This window comes from Salmonella sp. SAL04196 (assembly GCF_046550835.1).
GTDB classification, from domain to species: domain Bacteria; phylum Pseudomonadota; class Gammaproteobacteria; order Enterobacterales; family Enterobacteriaceae; genus Salmonella; species Salmonella enterica.
In genome coordinates, this window is record NZ_JBGDXE010000003.1 from 384,132 (window position 1) to 400,609 (window position 16,478).

The 16,478-nt window shown below is 53.5% G+C and carries 16 protein-coding genes and 2 pseudogenes; 8 read left to right on the forward strand and 10 right to left on the reverse strand.

The genetic code is table 11. The annotated features are described in order from the left end of the window. Nucleotides 1-97: 97 nt before the first annotated feature. From lpxC to mutT, 4 genes are all read left to right on the forward strand, one after another. Nucleotides 98-1,015 (forward strand): UDP-3-O-acyl-N-acetylglucosamine deacetylase, encoded by a 918-nt coding sequence (gene lpxC / locus ACLJPE_RS14575; protein WP_000595487.1) that lies wholly within the window; start codon nt 98-100, stop codon nt 1,013-1,015. Nucleotides 1,016-1,293: 278 nt separating this feature from the next. Further along, the gene (gene secM, locus ACLJPE_RS14580) at nt 1,294-1,791 is read left to right on the forward strand and encodes a secA translation cis-regulator SecM (protein WP_000014336.1); all 498 of its coding nucleotides are present in this window, start codon (nt 1,294-1,296) and stop codon (nt 1,789-1,791) included. Nucleotides 1,792-1,852: 61 nt separating this feature from the next. Next, entirely contained in the window at nt 1,853-4,558 is a 2,706-nt protein-coding gene (gene secA, locus ACLJPE_RS14585) for a preprotein translocase subunit SecA (RefSeq protein WP_000905755.1), read from the forward strand. Between the two features lie 151 nt (nt 4,559-4,709). Continuing rightward, on the forward strand, nt 4,710-5,105 hold the full coding sequence (gene mutT, locus ACLJPE_RS14590) for an 8-oxo-dGTP diphosphatase MutT (protein WP_000736058.1): 396 nt from the start codon (nt 4,710-4,712) through the stop codon (nt 5,103-5,105). A 33-nt stretch (nt 5,106-5,138) separates the two neighbouring features. On the opposite strand, the pseudogene ACLJPE_RS14595 reads toward mutT, so the two are convergent. After that, nucleotides 5,139-5,279 (reverse strand): annotated as a pseudogene (locus ACLJPE_RS14595) (aldo/keto reductase); the annotation flags it as partial. Between the two features lie 30 nt (nt 5,280-5,309). Here ACLJPE_RS14595 and ACLJPE_RS14600 point away from each other — a divergent pair. Continuing rightward, nucleotides 5,310-5,423 (forward strand): annotated as a pseudogene (locus ACLJPE_RS14600) (LysR family transcriptional regulator); the annotation flags it as partial. Here ACLJPE_RS14600 and yacG read toward each other — a convergent pair. The 3 genes from yacG to coaE are packed head-to-tail and all read right to left on the reverse strand — an operon-like array spanning nt 5,420 to nt 6,984. Then, nucleotides 5,420-5,611 (reverse strand): DNA gyrase inhibitor YacG, encoded by a 192-nt coding sequence (gene yacG, locus ACLJPE_RS14605; RefSeq protein WP_001286419.1) that lies wholly within the window; start codon nt 5,609-5,611, stop codon nt 5,420-5,422. The pseudogene ACLJPE_RS14600 and the gene yacG overlap by 4 nt on opposite strands. 9 nt (nt 5,612-5,620) lie before the next feature. Beyond that, complete coding sequence (gene zapD / locus ACLJPE_RS14610) at nt 5,621-6,364, reverse strand: cell division protein ZapD (RefSeq protein ID WP_000557441.1); 744 nt, start codon at nt 6,362-6,364, stop codon at nt 5,621-5,623. Beyond that, on the reverse strand, nt 6,364-6,984 hold the full coding sequence (gene coaE, locus ACLJPE_RS14615) for a dephospho-CoA kinase (protein ID WP_001270914.1): 621 nt from the start codon (nt 6,982-6,984) through the stop codon (nt 6,364-6,366). The genes zapD and coaE overlap by 1 nt, the downstream gene beginning before the upstream one ends. Nucleotides 6,985-7,209: 225 nt before the next feature. On the opposite strand from coaE, the gene ACLJPE_RS14620 reads away from it, so the two are divergent. Further along, complete coding sequence (locus tag ACLJPE_RS14620; RefSeq protein WP_001217361.1) at nt 7,210-8,253, forward strand: GMP reductase; 1,044 nt, start codon at nt 7,210-7,212, stop codon at nt 8,251-8,253. A 30-nt stretch (nt 8,254-8,283) separates the two neighbouring features. Here ACLJPE_RS14620 and hofC read toward each other — a convergent pair whose 3' ends face one another. The 4 genes from hofC to nadC all read right to left on the reverse strand — a co-directional run bounded on the left by hofC (nt 8,284) and on the right by nadC (nt 12,423). Beyond that, a complete protein-coding gene (gene hofC, locus ACLJPE_RS14625; RefSeq protein WP_023232751.1) occupies nt 8,284-9,486 on the reverse strand; it encodes a protein transport protein HofC in 1,203 nt (400 codons plus the stop codon). Further along, nucleotides 9,476-10,861, reverse strand: a complete 1,386-nt coding sequence (gene gspE, locus ACLJPE_RS14630) for a type II secretion system protein GspE (RefSeq protein WP_000650588.1) — start codon at nt 10,859-10,861, stop codon at nt 9,476-9,478. The genes hofC and gspE overlap by 11 nt, the downstream gene beginning before the upstream one ends. Before the next feature lie 9 nt (nt 10,862-10,870). Further along, nucleotides 10,871-11,308, reverse strand: a complete 438-nt coding sequence (ppdD, locus tag ACLJPE_RS14635; protein ID WP_023232750.1) for a prepilin peptidase-dependent pilin — start codon at nt 11,306-11,308, stop codon at nt 10,871-10,873. 221 nt (nt 11,309-11,529) lie between these two features. Beyond that, on the reverse strand, nt 11,530-12,423 hold the full coding sequence (nadC, locus tag ACLJPE_RS14640; RefSeq protein ID WP_023232749.1) for a carboxylating nicotinate-nucleotide diphosphorylase: 894 nt from the start codon (nt 12,421-12,423) through the stop codon (nt 11,530-11,532). A gap of 87 nt (nt 12,424-12,510) precedes the next feature. Here nadC and ampD point away from each other — a divergent pair, with 87 nt between their 5' ends. Both ampD and ampE read left to right on the forward strand, forming a co-directional pair. Further along, the gene (ampD, locus tag ACLJPE_RS14645) at nt 12,511-13,074 is read left to right on the forward strand and encodes a 1,6-anhydro-N-acetylmuramyl-L-alanine amidase AmpD (RefSeq protein WP_000936326.1); all 564 of its coding nucleotides are present in this window, start codon (nt 12,511-12,513) and stop codon (nt 13,072-13,074) included. Next, nucleotides 13,071-13,925, forward strand: a complete 855-nt coding sequence (gene ampE / locus ACLJPE_RS14650) for a beta-lactamase regulator AmpE (RefSeq protein ID WP_000172039.1) — start codon at nt 13,071-13,073, stop codon at nt 13,923-13,925. Before ampD ends, ampE begins: the two co-directional genes overlap by 4 nt. Nucleotides 13,926-14,016: 91 nt before the next feature. On the opposite strand, the gene ACLJPE_RS14655 is transcribed toward ampE, so the two are convergent. Both ACLJPE_RS14655 and ACLJPE_RS14660 read right to left on the reverse strand, forming a co-directional pair. Then, a complete protein-coding gene (locus ACLJPE_RS14655; protein WP_000024771.1) occupies nt 14,017-14,967 on the reverse strand; it encodes a family 43 glycosylhydrolase in 951 nt (316 codons plus the stop codon). Further along, the gene (locus ACLJPE_RS14660; protein ID WP_023137246.1) at nt 14,967-16,373 is read right to left on the reverse strand and encodes a glycoside-pentoside-hexuronide (GPH):cation symporter; all 1,407 of its coding nucleotides are present in this window, start codon (nt 16,371-16,373) and stop codon (nt 14,967-14,969) included. Before ACLJPE_RS14660 ends, ACLJPE_RS14655 begins: the two co-directional genes overlap by 1 nt. Between the last annotated feature and the right edge of the window lie 105 nt (nt 16,374-16,478).

A 16,478-nucleotide genomic window follows, 5' to 3' on the forward strand; every position in this document is an offset into this window, starting at 1 on the left:
TTAGCTGGAATTTGGGATTCTGGGCTCTTTGTGCTAAACTGGCCCGCCGAATGTATAGTACACTTCGGTTGGATAGGTAATTTGGCGAGATTATACGATGATCAAACAAAGGACACTTAAACGTATCGTTCAGGCGACTGGCGTCGGTTTACACACCGGCAAAAAAGTCACCCTGACATTACGCCCTGCGCCGGCCAATACCGGGGTCATCTATCGTCGCACCGACTTGAATCCACCGGTAGATTTCCCGGCCGATGCCAAATCTGTGCGTGATACCATGCTCTGTACGTGTCTGGTGAATGAGCATGATGTACGGATTTCAACCGTTGAGCACCTGAACGCTGCTCTGGCGGGCTTAGGTATCGATAACATCGTTATTGAGGTTAATGCCCCGGAAATCCCGATCATGGATGGCAGTGCCGCTCCGTTTGTCTACCTGCTGCTTGATGCCGGTATTGATGAACTGAACTGCGCCAAAAAATTCGTACGCATCAAAGAGACTGTTCGGGTTGAAGATGGCGATAAATGGGCTGAATTCAGACCGTACAATGGTTTTACGTTGGATTTCACCATCGACTTTAACCATCCGGCGATCGATTCCAGCAGCCAGCGCTACGCGATGAACTTCTCTGCGGATGCGTTCATGCGCCAGATCAGCCGTGCGCGTACCTTCGGTTTTATGCGTGATATCGAATATCTGCAGTCCCGCGGCCTGTGCCTGGGCGGCAGCTTCGATTGTGCCATCGTTGTTGACGATTATCGCGTATTGAACGAAGACGGCCTGCGTTTTGAAGATGAATTCGTTCGTCACAAAATGCTTGACGCGATCGGTGACTTGTTCATGTGTGGTCACAATATTATTGGTGCGTTTACCGCGTATAAATCCGGTCACGCATTGAATAACAAATTGTTACAGGCAGTCCTGGCAAAACAGGAAGCCTGGGAATTTGTGACCTTCCAGGACGACGCAGAACTGCCGTTGGCTTTCAAAGCGCCTTCGACGGTACTGGCATAACGACATACGCTGTCGTATAAAATTCGACTGGTTAACCTGGCACTCTCTCCGGCCAGGCGAGCCAGTCGTTTTTTTTACTATTCTTTATCTGCGCTTTCCTTAATACAGCCATTTTGACAGGGTTAAATGGAAACACGGCGCGTTCGCTGTTTTCTTAGCCGATTTTCACCTTAGCTTCTCGTCATTACTGCTGTAGCGCGTACGCTTTAATGATAAGATTTGTGCGCAAATTGTTTTGATTCCGTAAGCCCATGAGGGGCATATCAGGTGGCAATGACGTGAGTGGAATACTGACGCGCTGGCGACAGTTAGGCAGACGATACTTCTGGCCGCATCTCTTATTAGGGATGGTCGCGGCGAGTTTTGGTTTGCCCGCGCTCAGTAACGCCGCCGAAACCAATACGCCTGCAAGGACGACCGCCAGCACCGCGTCTAAAGTTAACTTTAGCCATCTTGCGCTGTTAGAAGCCTCTAACCGTCGTCCCAATTTCACCGTAGATTACTGGCATCAGCACGCTATTCGCACGGTGATTCGCCACCTTTCTTTTGCAATGGCGCCGCAAACGCTGCCCGTTGCCGATGCGCCGTCGCCATTACAGGCGCATCATATCGCCTTACTGAATACGCTCAGCGCGATGCTCACGCAGGAGGGCACGCCGCCGGCGATTGTTCGCCGCCTCTCCCTGGCGTATTTTGCGCCACAAACCGCATTTAGCATCCCGGCCTGGATAAGTCAGGCGCAGGGTATCCGCGCCGGTCCGCAACGTCTCAGCTAACGAAAAAAGACCCTTTTACTTTATTTGTAGCTCCGCGGCGCGGGGCATTTGAGACTTTATTATGCTAATCAAATTATTAACCAAAGTATTCGGTAGCCGTAACGATCGTACGCTGCGTCGTATGCGTAAGGCCGTCAGCCTTATTAATGCGATGGAACCGGAGATGGAAAAACTCTCCGATGACGAACTGAAAGCGAAAACCAACGAATTTCGCGCCCGTATTGAAAAAGGCGAAAGCGTAGAGAGCCTGATTCCGGAAGCGTTCGCGGTGGTGCGTGAAGCCAGTAAACGCGTCTTTGGGATGCGTCACTTCGACGTTCAGCTATTGGGTGGTATGGTGCTCAACGATCGCTGTATCGCCGAAATGCGTACTGGTGAAGGTAAAACGCTGACCGCAACGCTGCCAGCCTACCTGAACGCGCTGTCCGGTAAAGGCGTTCATGTGGTAACCGTGAACGACTATCTGGCGCAGCGTGACGCCGAAAACAACCGTCCGCTATTCGAATTCCTCGGCATGTCCGTTGGTATCAACCTGCCAGGTATGCCTGCGCCAGCTAAACGTGAAGCTTACGCTGCCGACATCACTTACGGCACTAACAACGAATACGGTTTTGACTACCTGCGCGATAACATGGCGTTCAGCCCGGAAGAGCGCGTGCAGCGTAAACTGCATTATGCGCTGGTGGATGAGGTCGACTCCATCCTGATCGATGAAGCGCGTACGCCGCTGATTATTTCCGGCCCGGCGGAAGATAGCTCGGAAATGTACAAAAAAGTGAACAAAATCATTCCGCACCTGATTCGTCAGGAGAAAGAAGATTCTGACACTTTCCAGGGAGAAGGCCACTTCTCCGTTGATGAGAAAGCGCGCCAGGTTAACCTGACCGAACGCGGTCTGGTGCTGATCGAAGAGCTACTGGTGCAAGAAGGCATTATGGATGAAGGCGAGTCGCTCTACTCGCCTGGCAATATTATGCTGATGCATCACGTCACCGCCGCGCTGCGCGCGCACGCGCTGTTTACCCGTGACGTGGATTACATTGTGAAAGACGGCGAAGTCATCATTGTTGATGAACATACCGGTCGTACCATGCAGGGGCGTCGCTGGTCTGACGGTCTGCACCAGGCGGTAGAAGCGAAAGAAGGCGTTGAAATTCAGAATGAAAACCAGACGCTGGCGTCTATTACCTTCCAGAACTACTTCCGTCTGTATGAAAAGCTGGCCGGTATGACCGGTACGGCGGATACTGAAGCCTTCGAATTTAGCTCTATCTATAAGCTGGACACCGTCGTTGTTCCGACCAACCGTCCGATGATCCGTAAAGATTTGCCGGATCTGGTCTACATGACCGAAGCGGAAAAAATCCAGGCCATTATCGAAGATATTAAAGAGCGTACCGCGAACGGTCAGCCAGTGCTGGTCGGGACGATTTCTATCGAGAAATCTGAAGTGGTCTCCAGAGAGCTGACCAAAGCGGGCATCAAACATAACGTCCTGAACGCAAAATTCCACGCCAACGAAGCAGGCATCGTTGCGCAGGCTGGTTATCCAGCGGCGGTCACTATCGCTACTAACATGGCGGGTCGTGGTACCGATATTATGCTGGGCGGTAGCTGGCAGGCGGAAGTCGCCGCGCTGGAAGCGCCGACGGAAGAACAGATTGCGCAGATTAAAGCGGACTGGCAGGTACGCCATGACGCGGTTCTGGCTGCCGGCGGTCTGCATATCATTGGCACCGAGCGCCATGAATCCCGCCGTATCGACAACCAGCTGCGAGGCCGTTCCGGTCGCCAGGGCGATCCGGGTTCTTCCCGTTTCTACCTGTCGATGGAAGATGCGCTGATGCGTATTTTCGCCTCCGATCGTGTCTCCGGTATGATGCGTAAACTGGGGATGAAGCCGGGCGAAGCGATTGAGCACCCGTGGGTGACGAAAGCTATCGCTAACGCGCAGCGTAAAGTAGAAAGCCGTAACTTCGATATTCGTAAGCAACTGCTGGAATATGATGATGTGGCGAACGATCAGCGCCGTGCAATTTATACCCAGCGTAACGAACTGCTGGATGTGTCTGACGTGAGCGACACCATTAACAGCATTCGCGAAGATGTCTTTAAGGCGACTATCGACGCCTACATTCCGCCGCAGTCGCTGGAAGAGATGTGGGATATCCCGGGTTTGCAGGAACGCCTGAAAAACGACTTCGACCTGGAGCTGCCGATTGCCGAATGGCTGGATAAAGAGCCGGAGCTGCATGAGGAGACGCTGCGTGAGCGCATCCTGGCGCAGTCTATCGAGGTGTATCAGCGTAAAGAAGAGGTGGTTGGCGCTGAAATGATGCGTCATTTCGAAAAAGGCGTGATGCTGCAAACGCTCGATTCCCTGTGGAAAGAGCATCTGGCGGCGATGGATTACCTGCGTCAGGGTATTCATCTGCGCGGCTATGCGCAAAAAGATCCGAAGCAGGAATACAAGCGCGAATCCTTCGCTATGTTCGCCGCGATGCTGGAATCGCTGAAATATGAAGTGATCAGTACCCTGAGCAAAGTCCAGGTACGCATGCCGGAAGAGGTCGAAGCGATGGAAATGCAGCGTCGCGAAGAGGCGGAGCGCCTGGCGCAGATGCAGCAGCTAAGCCATCAGGATGACGATACCGCCGTGGCTGCCGATCTGGCCGCCCAAACAGGCGAACGTAAGATTGGACGTAACGATCCTTGCCCTTGCGGTTCCGGTAAGAAATACAAACAGTGTCACGGTCGCCTGAGCTAATGCGATAAACTTACCGGCCTGATAAGACATAATGTGTTGCCATCAGGTCGGTGCTGGCATCATTGCCGAAGGGCGCTACGCTTATTCGGCCTGGCATTGAACACAGATAAAAAGGCGCAGGCGGCTGCGCCTTTTTTATGGATGCAACAAGATGAAAAAACTGCAAATCGCGGTTGGGATTATCCGCAACCCGAACGATGAAATTTTTATTACCCGACGCGCCGCGGATGCGCATATGGCGAACAAGCTGGAATTCCCCGGCGGAAAAATTGAAGCCGACGAAACACCAGAGCAGGCGTTGATCCGGGAGCTACAGGAAGAGGTGGGGATTACGCCAACACAGGTAACATTATTCGACACTCTGGAATATCAATTCCCGGACCGACACATTACGCTGTGGTTTTGGCTGGTTGAACGCTGGGAGGGCGAACCGTGGGGGAAAGAAGGACAGCCGGGACGGTGGATCGCGCAGAACGCGTTGAATACGGACGATTTTCCGCCAGCCAATGAACCGATTATTCGTAAATTACGCCAATTTGCGCCTTAGTGGGGGATCGCAACACGATCCCCATCGATCTTATTAGCGATTTAATGTCGACATAATTTCCGGCCAGTAGCGGGGGCCGGCCGCGGCGTCGTGAGGAAAAACCGCCTCAATTGCCGCCAGCTCTTGCGGGCTTAGGGTCAGTGATAACGCGCCAGGGTTTTCTGGCGCAGTGGCGGCTACGTTTCTGTTATAGCCTAATCTCGCCGATTTTATTTGTATTATCCCGGCCGCGCGCATATGGCGCCAAAACTACGCGTATTTATTGATTATTTTTGTCATAAGGCGATATTGCCGTCTCAACAGAGCCCTCTCCGTTAGCGCTCTTCGCTCCAGTCGTCGCTATCAGACTGGTCGCCGCTGCTGGCGATTCGTTTCTCTTCGGCGGCCCATTCGCCCAAATCAATTAACTGACAGCGTTTAGAACAAAATGGGCGGAAGGGGCTAATTTCCCCCCAGACGACCGGTTTACCGCAGGTCGGACAGTTTACGACGGTCACGTCAGACATTTTTACTCCTTAGCAACAGGCCAGTTCAAAATCAAGACGCTCCGGCACCAGACCATTTTCACTATCCAGCGGCATAAAGCGAATGGCAAAACGGCTCTTATGGCCGGAAATTTGCGGATAAAGTTGTGAATCGAGCGTCAGCATAAGACGCAGCAAATCGGCGTCGTCCCCGTTATCCTGATAAAAACCGTTCAGGCTGGTTTGCTTACGGAAAGGTGCTGAATTACGGATCAGATCAAGCACCAGCGTCAGCGCCTGGGTGAGGGGATTCAGGCTGGCAAGCCAGCTTTCAATCTGGGCGTCGCGCTGCGCCTGTTGTAGGTGCAACCAGATATGTAGAGTGGGTAAATCGAAACTGCAACAGCCGCCAGGAATACTTAGGCGTTGACGCACAAGGGCAATCAAGCGATCTTCGCGTAGCTGCTGGCCAATCCTCGGGGCGGAGATCAGCACGCTGCCCGCGGATTTTAACTGCTGGCGCAGGGCTTCAATACGGTCTTGATCGACGCCGGGAACCTCAACCCAGGCCTGTAATTTACGCTGCTGGCGCTCCAGTTCTTTCAGCAGTTCGGTACGGACTTCGCCCCGTTCGAACACATCCAGTAGATCGCTGATGTTACGGAAAAAATGCAGTGCGCCAGCATGGTCTGCAATTGGCAGGTTGATGGAGAGCTGTTGGATCAAAAACTCTATGCGCAGCCACGTACGCATCTTCTCATTGAGAGGGTGTTCAAATAGGACCTGGGTGTGCATTACGGTTTTTCCTGTGAGACAAACTGCGACGCGAGCTTAAGATAACTGGCGTGCAGGCGGGCCACATCTGATGCGATAGCATCCGGTGCGCCGTTATTATCAATAACATCGTCCGCCACGGCAAGGCGCGCTTCACGCGTCGCCTGCGCAGCGAGAATGTGTTCAACATGCTCGCGCGTAACATCATCACGCTGCATTGTGCGCATAAGCTGCGTTTCGGGCGTAACGTCAACCACCAGTACGCGGTTGGCTTTTTGATACAGCCTGTTTTCAACCAGCAGAGGCACAACCCATAACACATAGGGCGACGTAGCCTGTTGAAACTGTCGTTGGGTTTCCTGCTGAATTAAGGGATGAAGCAGAGCGTTAAGCCAGGCTTTTTCTTCCGGATGCGAAAAAATACGCTCACGCAGCGCCCGGCGACGTAACGTGCCGTCGGCGGCGATAAGTTCAGAACCAAAATGTTCCGCTATTGCGTTCAGGGCGGGCTGCCCTGGCTCAACCATCTGGCGCGCGATAATATCCGCGTCGATGACGGTTATTCCGAGGTCAGCGAAGGCATCAGCGACGGTACTTTTACCGCTGCCAATACCGCCGGTTAAGGCTACGGTATACCTCATATCTCCAGCTTCCGGAATTTTAGTTTGATAATCAAAAGGTTAAATTTTAAACATACAAAGACGATGCGCTCTGAGCATTAACCTACTATTCGCCAGGTAAATTTATGGGATTGTAACGTAAAAAAAGAGAATTTCGCAGTCTTGTACGGCCATGATTAGTGCGTATGATAGCGTCACTGGAGTTGTGAGTTTCGATTTTTCGCCATTAACCCCAGGAATCCGCACATGCGTATTGAAGAAGATCTGAAGTTAGGTTTCAAAGACGTTCTTATCCGTCCTAAACGTTCTACCCTCAAAAGCCGTTCCGATGTCGAACTGGAACGTCAATTCACCTTTAAACACTCAGGTCAGACCTGGTCTGGCGTACCGATTATCGCGGCCAATATGGATACCGTCGGGACGTTTGAAATGGCGCAAGCATTGGCCGGGTTTGATATTCTGACTGCTGTACATAAACATTATACCGTTGAAGAGTGGGCAGCTTTTATCAACAAGGCTTCGGCTGATGTTCTCAAGCATGTGATGGTTTCCACCGGGACCTCTGATGCTGATTTCGAAAAAACCGTGCAGATTCTGGCGCTGAATCCTGCGCTGAACTTTGTCTGTATTGATGTGGCCAATGGCTATTCAGAACATTTTGTGCAGTTCGTCGCGAAAGCACGTGAAGCATGGCCGACAAAAACAATCTGCGCAGGCAATGTGGTAACGGGCGAGATGTGCGAAGAGCTTATCCTCTCCGGCGCCGATATCGTGAAAGTGGGAATTGGTCCCGGCTCCGTATGCACGACGCGTGTAAAAACTGGCGTTGGTTATCCGCAACTGTCGGCGGTTATCGAATGTGCTGACGCGGCGCATGGCCTGGGCGGCATGATCGTCAGCGATGGCGGCTGCACCATGCCAGGCGACGTAGCAAAAGCCTTCGGCGGCGGTGCGGATTTCGTTATGTTGGGCGGCATGCTGGCGGGTCACGAAGAGAGCGGCGGCAGCGTGGTAGAAGAGAACGGCGAGAAATTTATGCTGTTCTACGGCATGAGTTCGGAATCTGCGATGAACCGTCATGTCGGCGGCGTCGCGAAATACCGCGCGGCAGAAGGTAAAACGGTTAAATTGCCGCTGCGTGGGCCGGTGGGCAATACTGCCCGCGATATCCTGGGCGGTCTACGCTCAGCCTGCACTTATGTCGGCGCGTCTCGCCTGAAAGAGTTGACCAAACGCACCACCTTTATTCGGGTGCAGGAACAAGAAAACCGCATTTTCAATAGCCTCTAATATTCTGGCTGGCGTAAATGTGCGCCAGCCTTATCCCATCCCGCTCATCGCGTCTCCCAGATGAAAAATCGGCAAATACATCGCCACCACCAGCGTACCGATAATTAAGCCGGTGATGATCAATAACGCCGGTTCCAACAGCGACGCCAGATTATCGGCCAGCGCCAGCGTAGTTTCACTGTGGTGACGGGCAAGGTTATGCAGCATGATATCGAGTGAACCGGACGCTTCGCCCGTTCTGACCAGTTGCAGGCATAGCGGACTAAATTCCTGGGTATTTTTTAGCGCCAACCAGACCGGATTGCCCGCGGCGATCTCCTGATGTACCTGCGTTAAACGCTGTGACCAGTAAGGGCAGCCGAGACTCTCGATAGCGCTTTCCAGTCCCTGAAGAAAAGGAATGCCTGCGCTTTGGGTCAATGCCAGTACGGTGAATATTTGCGCTAGTTTCTGGCCTCTTATCAGGCGACCCATAACGGGGAGCCGTAGCAGAAGACGCTGCCGCTGCGCTTGCCAGGACGGCTTTTGTTTTACCCTGCGGTGAGCGATAGCAACGAGCATCGTCAGGAACAAGATGAGCCAACCCCATGCCGACCCCCATTGCGCTATCGCGATAATACCGCGCGTCAGAAGAGGGAGCGGGGTATTAAAGCTACGGTAAATGGCGGCAAATTCCGGCAGAACAAAGTGCAGCATGGCGAAAACGACCAGAGCGGCCATTGTCAGAATAATGGCGGGATAGCGCAGCGCCTTTTTCACGCTAACCGTAATCTGCCGCTGCGCTTTTTGCTGACGGGCCAGTTCAAAGCAGCAGTCGGCCAGTTTGCCGGTCAGTTCTCCGGTGCGGATCATCGTCTGGTAGAGCGGCGGAAATACCTGCGGCCAGGAGACTAATGCGCTGGAAAAAGGGACGCCCTGTTCAAGCTCGTGAGCCAGCGTGCGCAACAGCGCTTGCCATTGTCGGTGGGGATGCTGTTTCGCAAGGAGTTCCAGCCCTTCAGAAAGCGTCAGCCCGGCATGAATGAGCGTGGCCAACTGATGAATAATTTCAGCGCTTTGCTCTTCTTTCCACAGTGCGGCGTTAACGCCCATGCGCTTGATGCGAAGCGGCATAATGCGCTGATGTTGCAGGGTGATGATCAGCGCCAGACGATTGTCCACCCATACAACGTCTTGTTCCAGTTGACCTTTATCGTTAACGCCTTGCCAGCGCCAGAGCTGTTTAACGCTCATGGGGCATTCCCAGAACGCGCAGTATCTCTTCAAAGGACGTCATGCCTTGCTCAACGGCGCGACAGCCATTTTCAAAAAGCGTCCCTGTACCGGTCTGTTGGAGGTGGGCTTCCAGTGCTTGCGCCGATGCGCCGCTCGCAATTAACTGACGTAATGTCGGGGTAACGGTTAACACTTCGAATAACGCGGTTCGGCCATAAAAGCCGTGGTAGCAATGCTGACAGCCGCTTGCCTGCCAGCGCGGTAGCGCGCTGGGCCAAAGATTGGGCGATAGCACCACGGGATCGCTCAGGCGCTGTTTGCAGTGCGGGCAAAGCTTCCTTACCAGGCGTTGCGCTACCACCAGCGTAAGCGCCGATGAGATCATCCAGCGTGCTACGCCCATTTGCTGCAAACGTATCAGGGTTTCGCTGGTGGAGTTTGTATGGAGCGTTGAAAGTACCAGATGGCCCGTTTGTGCCGCCTTAATGGCGATTTCTGCGGTGTCGCCGTCACGAATTTCACCTACCATGATGATGTCAGGGTCCTGGCGTAAAAGCGCGCGCAGCACATTTTGAAAGGTGAGCCCGGCGCGGGGATGGATCTGCGTCTGGTTAATCCCATCCAGTGGAATTTCTATCGGATCCTCAACGCTACAGAGGTTGATACCCGGCATATTCCGGGTTTGTAGCGCGCTGTATAGCGTGACTGTTTTTCCGCTACCGGTGGGGCCAGTCACCAGTACCAGCCCCTGAGGTTGCTGTAGGGCTTGTCTAAAAGCGGTAAGTTGTGCCCCGTACATGCCCAGCGTGTCCAGATCCAGCGTTTGTTCAACCTGATGCAACAACCGTAAGACGACTTTTTCGCCTTCTTTACAGGGAAGCGTGGCGATACGAAAAGAGATGCTGTCGCCCGCCAGGTCAACGGTAAATTGCCCGTCCTGCGGCAGCCGATGTTCAGCGATGTCCAAATTTCCCAGGACTTTCAATCTGGCCGTCAGCGCAAGCCCCGTCTCTTTGGCGATGTCCTGCAGAATATGAAGAACGCCGTCGATGCGGAGTCTTATCCGGTAGCGGCTGGCGCCTGGTTCGAGATGGATATCAGAGGCGCGTTTCGCCATCGCCGAGCGTAATGTCTGATTGAGAAGCTGGGCCGCGGTTTCTCCGCCTTTCGCGGCGTTTGCCGAGGGAGCCTGATCCGGCTTATGCCGATGATTTTCCATTTGCTGGCGAGTCCAGCACACAATATCAATCTGTTTTTGCGTGGCGAAATGCAGAGCGTCCAGTAACGCATGAGAGGGCGCGTCGACCACCGCAACAGTGATACTGTTGCTGGCGCTATTGATCAGTACAGCCTGATGACGTTGACACAAGGTGTTGAGCTGAGCGTCTTTCATCTTGTCTCCTTAGTTGGCGTCAAAACGGAAGACATCTTCACAAGCCTGTTGTAACGCGCTGTCGCTTTGAATATTGCAGTTACGCGTCCAGCCGGTAATGCCGTTAGCATTGTCCCAGGCGGGCGTCATGATGACGCTAAGCCCGCTCAGACTCTCCTGGCCGGTAAGCGTGATGACGCCTTTTTCCACGCTCATGCCCGAAACATAACGGGTGATGACGGGCGAGGGGATACCGTTGATGCCCGCATCGCATGTGCTCGTCCCACCATGTTCCAGAGCGCAGAGTTCGACGGCGGTACGGTAGGGGACAAACGTTTGCAACATATCCGTCAGCGCCGCTTTACGCAGATAGTTCTGGTAAGCCGGAATGCCGATGGCGCTTAAAATGGCGATGATGCCAATAACGACCATCAGTTCGATAAGCGTGAAACCGCGTTGTTTTTCCATTGTTCGCTCCTTGAGTTAGCTGGCGCTACTGTGGCAAACGCGGCAAGAGCGGGCGAGCGGCAAAAGGTAAAACGGGAAGGCGGATTCTGAAGATTTTCGCTGCGTTACATGACACGACAACGTTATTGCGAGGCGCTACGAATATTTTACCGAATAATGGCGCGGATCTCCGGACAGGTGATTTATAGACCCGACGGCACAGCGCCATCGGGCGGAGAGGATCAGCAAAAACGCATGGAGAGATCGAGCGCGCGTACGTGCTTGGTCAGCGCGCCAACGGAGATGAAATCCACCCCGGTTTCAGCAAATTCGCGTAAGGTTTCCGCGGTGACGTTGCCGGATACTTCCAGCCGCGCCTGGCCGTTGACGCGTTTCACCGCCTCGCGCATCTGGTCGGTGTTGAAATTATCCAGCATGATAATATCCGCGCCTGCTTTCAGCGCATCGTCCAGTTCATCCAGATTTTCGACCTCGACTTCTACCGGCACGTCCGGATGTAACCAGAACGCTTTTTCCACCGCCTGACGAACCGAACCGGAGGCGATGATATGGTTTTCTTTAATCAGGAACGCGTCAGTGAGGCCCAGACGATGATTGGCGCCGCCGCCGCATAAAACCGCATATTTGAGCGCGGTGCGCAGACCCGGCAGCGTTTTACGCGTGTCGAGCAACTGGGTTTGGGTGCCAGCCAACAGTCCAACGTAGCGGCGTACTTCACTGGCGACGCCGGAAAGGGTCTGGACAAAGTTTAGCGCCGTGCGCTCGCCGGTCAGCAATACGCGAGCGGGGCCGTTCAGTTCAAACACTGTTTGGTTGGCATAAATGGCGTCGCCGTCATCGACATGCCAGGTGAGGCGTACATCATCGCCCGCCAGTTGGATGAAGACCTCTTCAACCCAGCGCTTGCCGCAGAAAACGCCGTCTTCACGAGTGATCACCGTGGCATGGGCTTGCGTATCTGCCGGCAAAAGTTGCGCGGTGATATCGTTGCCAGCATCGACTTCTCCACCTAAATCTTCACGCAGCGCCTGAGCAACGGCGGCAGGGATATCGAGATTAATGCGTTCCAGTAGCGCGTCACGTCGGTCGTCTGGGTTATAACGGCGAGGCGGCATGATAAAACTCCAAATTGCTAACGAATCATAAGGTAGAAACATGCTACTCTGAAGCAGCTATAAGCACCACTCAAAAGGAGACTCTGCATGTTGCCAGATAAGGGTTGGTTGGTAGAGGCGCGACGCGTCCCTTCTCCGCATTATGATTGCCGTCCGGATGACGAAAAACCGTCCTTGCTGGTGGTGCATAATATTAGCCTGCCCCCCGGCGAGTTTGGCGGTCCGTGGATCGATGCATTATTCACCGGAACGATAGATCCAGACGCCCATCCTTTTTTTGCAGAAATCGCTCATCTTCGTGTTTCGGCCCATTGTCTGATTCGTCGCGACGGTGAAATCGTCCAGTATGTGCCTTTTGATAAGCGTGCGTGGCATGCGGGCGTATCAAACTATCAGGGGCGGGAACGTTGTAATGATTTCTCCATTGGTATTGAGCTGGAGGGGACGGATACGCTGGCTTATACCGATGCGCAGTATCAGCAGCTAGCCGCCGTGACGCGCACGCTTATCGCTTGCTATCCGGCGATCGCCGACAATATGACCGGACACTGCAACATTGCGCCTGACCGTAAAACGGACCCTGGCCCTGCCTTTGACTGGCCGCGCTTTCGCGCTTTGGTAGCCCTTTCGTCGCACAAGGAGATGACATGACGCTGTTTACGACATTACTGGTGCTGATTGTCGAGCGCCTGTTTAAGCTGGGCGAGCACTGGCAGCTCGATCATCGGCTGGAGGCGCTATTCCGTCGGATTACGCATTTTTCGATGTTGCGCACGATGGGAATGACGGCGATCGCGATGGTGGTGACTTTTCTACTGCTCCAGGCGTTAAAAGGGCTGCTATTTAACGTGCCGACGCTGGTGGTGTGGATTCTCCTGGGCGTGCTGTGTATCGGCGCGGGCAAAGTGCGAGTACATTATCACGCCTGGCTGAAAGCGGCGTCCCGTAACGATCCGCATCCTTGTGAGGCGATGGCCAGCGAGCTTACGCTAATCCACGGCGTGCCGCCGGATTGTAATGAGCGTGAATTTTTGCGTGAGCTGCAAAATGCGTTGTTATGGATAAATTTCCGTTTTTACCTCGCACCGCTATTTTGGTTTATCGTTGGCGGTCCGTGGGGGCCGGTAACGCTGGTGGGCTATGCGTTTTTACGGGCCTGGCAGACCTGGCTGGCGCGCTATCAGACGCCACACCAACGTTTGCAATCCGGCATTGACGCTATTCTTCATGTGCTGGACTGGATTCCGGTACGTCTGGCGGGCGTAGTGTATGCATTACTGGGGCATGGCGAGAAAGCGTTGCCGGCCTGGTTTGCCTCGCTGGCGGATCTGCATACTTCGCAGTATCAGGTGCTCACACGTCTGGCGCAGTTCTCACTGGCGCGCGAACCGCATACTGACAAAGTAGAAACCCCCAAAGCGGCGGTATCGATGGCGAAGAAGGCCTCGTTTGTGGTGGTGGTGATTATTGCGTTGCTCACCATTTATGGGGCATTAGTGTAGCGTTGTGCCGATGGCGCTAACGCTTATGCGGCCTACAATGGAAAAATCTGTAGGCCCGGTAAGCGTTAGCGCCACCGGGCAGTGCAACGGCTTAGATCGTATCGGCTGGCGGTACGCCAAAATCAGGCATCCCGTTTTCGTCCCAGCGCACCCGTTTCAGACGCGTATGGCGGTTGGGATCGTACAACGGATCGCCTTCAATTTCGGTGTAATTTCTCGCGTGGTACACCAGTACATCTTCACCTTCCGGCGTTTGCGTAAAGCTGTTGTGTCCCGGCCCATACTGGCGATTCTCATAGCTGGTGGTAAAGACCGGGCGCGGTGATTTATGCCAGTTGGCCGGATCGCGCGGATCGTCGTTTACGTTAATCCACAGTAACCCCATACAGTAGTTTTCATCGGTGGCGCTGGCCGAATAGCTGATAAACAGCTTGTCGCCATGCACCACGACGGCCGGACCTTCGTTAACCCAAAAACCCCGACACTCCCAGTCGTACTCTGGCTTACTGAGTCTTACCGGCTCGCCTTTAAGAGTCCACGGGTTTTCCAGTTCAGCCAGATAAATATTTGAGTTACCGGCAATATCCGGCGCTTTTTGCGCCCACAGATACCACTGTTTTCCCTGATGATAAAAAGTGGTGGCATCGAGGGCGAAGGTATCAAACGGTGTTTTAATTTGACCTTTCTCCGTCCACTTGCCGGTGAGTGGGTCGGCATCGGCGCACTCCAGGGCAAACATGCGGTGCTGGAACATTCCCAGCTTATCAAGCGCTTGAGTATGGGTAGCGGCAAAATAGATGTACCACTTACCGTTGATGCGGTGCATTTCCGGTGCCCAGATGAGCTGGCTCATCGGGCCGCTTTCCGGTTTGCGCCAGACGACAACGGGGTCGGCGGCGCGCAACCCTTCCAGCGAATCAGCCCGGCGGATTTCCAGCCTGTCATATTCCGGTACGGAGGCAATAAAGTAGTAATCGCTGCCGTCGCGTAAAATAAACGGATCGGCACGTTGTTCAATAAACGGGTTTGGCCAGTTTGCCATCAGGCTTTCCTTACGCTTTCAGCGGCTTTGAGCTCCTGCAACTCACTCAATTCGCGGTAATTAGTGCGACGTTTTTCCAAATCGTCCTGGATTTTTTTCATCAGTTCACGGTCAACTTTCAGCAGACGTACCACGCCTGCGGTAATCAGATAGCCAACGCCAGGGATAACGGTAAACAACAGCATAATACCGTTCATCGCCGAAGCGCTTTGCGCTTTGGCGCTGGCGTCATAACCGTACCAGGAGAGCAAAAAGCCGACCATCGCCCCGGCAATCGCCAGGCCCAGTTTCAGGAAGAACAGATTACCGGAGAAGCTAATACCGGTAATGCGTTTGCCGGTTTTCCATTCGCCGTAATCATCGACGTCCGCCATCAGCGACCAGTGCAACGGGGAAGGGATCTGATGCAGAATATTGAGCAGGAAGTAGAGCGCCACTATCATCACGGTAGCTTTCGGATCAAAGAAATAGAACGCGCAGGAGAAAATCGCCAGCGCGATATTGGTCCAGAAAAATACCTTCAATTTACACCAGCGATCGGTTAAGACTTTTGCCAGCATACTGCCGATCATCATACCGACCACGCCAAGGCTAATAAAAAGCGTAGCGAAATGGGTGCTTTGTCCCATCACCCAGGTGACGTAATACATGGTCGCCGCCATACGGATAAACCCCGGGCAGACGTTACATAAGGTCAATAGCAGAATGCGTACCCATTGATCGTTTTTCCACACGTCTTTGAAATCATTCTTCATATCATCGTGCGTCGGAATGGCAGGGCGAACGCGTTCGCGGACGCTGGCAAAGCAGAACAGAAACATACCCATGCCGATAATCGCCAGCACGGTCATCGCCAACTGATAGCCTTTGGCTTTGTCGCCGCCGCCAAACCAGTCCACCATCGGCAATAGCGTTAACGATAACAACAGCGTCGCGATGCCGACTAACACGAAGCGATAAGCCTGACAGGCCACGCGCTCTTTTGGATCGTTGGTGATCACGCCGCCCAGTGAGCAATAGGGAATATTGATGGCGGTGTAGGTCACGGAAAGCAGAAAATAGGTGACGAAAGCATAGACAACTTTGCTGTTATAGCCCCAGTCCGGCGTCGTGAACATCAGCACGCTGAACAGCGCGTAGGGAAATGCAATCCACAGTAGCCAGGGGCGGAAACGACCATATTTACTTTGGGTACGATCGGCAAGCGCGCCCATCACCGGATCGGTAACGGCATCGATAACGCGTACTGAAAGGAGTAAAACACCGACTAACGCCGGGGCAAGACCAAAAATATCCGTATAAAAATAATTAACAAACAGCATGATAGCGCCAAAAATAATGTTACATCCGGCGTCACCCATGCCATACCCGATTTTCTCTCTTACCGAAAGTCTGCCCTTATCCATTGAGACTTCTCCCCATCAGATGATGGCGGTAATTATTCGCCTGCGAGCTTTTATTTGCGTAGCAGGATCACGCCGCTGATATGGATAAAATGGTTATACGTGGGA

Excerpts from the sequence above, each read along its gene's own strand:
- hofC (WP_023232751.1), bottom strand. The coding sequence starts at position 9,486 with ATGAGCGTTAAACAGCTCTGGCGCTGGCAAGGCGTTAACGATAAAGGT.
- ACLJPE_RS14620 (WP_001217361.1), top strand. The coding sequence starts at position 7,210 with ATGCGTATTGAAGAAGATCTGAAGTTAGGTTTCAAAGACGTTCTTATC.
- nadC (WP_023232749.1), bottom strand. The coding sequence starts at position 12,423 with ATGCCGCCTCGCCGTTATAACCCAGACGACCGACGTGACGCGCTACTG.
- ACLJPE_RS14660 (WP_023137246.1), bottom strand. The coding sequence starts at position 16,373 with ATGGATAAGGGCAGACTTTCGGTAAGAGAGAAAATCGGGTATGGCATG.
- secA (WP_000905755.1), top strand. The coding sequence starts at position 1,853 with ATGCTAATCAAATTATTAACCAAAGTATTCGGTAGCCGTAACGATCGT.
- yacG (WP_001286419.1), bottom strand. The coding sequence starts at position 5,611 with ATGTCTGACGTGACCGTCGTAAACTGTCCGACCTGCGGTAAACCGGTC.
- zapD (WP_000557441.1), bottom strand. The coding sequence starts at position 6,364 with ATGCACACCCAGGTCCTATTTGAACACCCTCTCAATGAGAAGATGCGT.
- lpxC (WP_000595487.1), top strand. The coding sequence starts at position 98 with ATGATCAAACAAAGGACACTTAAACGTATCGTTCAGGCGACTGGCGTC.
- ampD (WP_000936326.1), top strand. The coding sequence starts at position 12,511 with ATGTTGCCAGATAAGGGTTGGTTGGTAGAGGCGCGACGCGTCCCTTCT.
- ppdD (WP_023232750.1), bottom strand. The coding sequence starts at position 11,308 with ATGGAAAAACAACGCGGTTTCACGCTTATCGAACTGATGGTCGTTATT.
- ampE (WP_000172039.1), top strand. The coding sequence starts at position 13,071 with ATGACGCTGTTTACGACATTACTGGTGCTGATTGTCGAGCGCCTGTTT.
- ACLJPE_RS14655 (WP_000024771.1), bottom strand. The coding sequence starts at position 14,967 with ATGGCAAACTGGCCAAACCCGTTTATTGAACAACGTGCCGATCCGTTT.
- coaE (WP_001270914.1), bottom strand. The coding sequence starts at position 6,984 with ATGAGGTATACCGTAGCCTTAACCGGCGGTATTGGCAGCGGTAAAAGT.
- gspE (WP_000650588.1), bottom strand. The coding sequence starts at position 10,861 with ATGAAAGACGCTCAGCTCAACACCTTGTGTCAACGTCATCAGGCTGTA.
- mutT (WP_000736058.1), top strand. The coding sequence starts at position 4,710 with ATGAAAAAACTGCAAATCGCGGTTGGGATTATCCGCAACCCGAACGAT.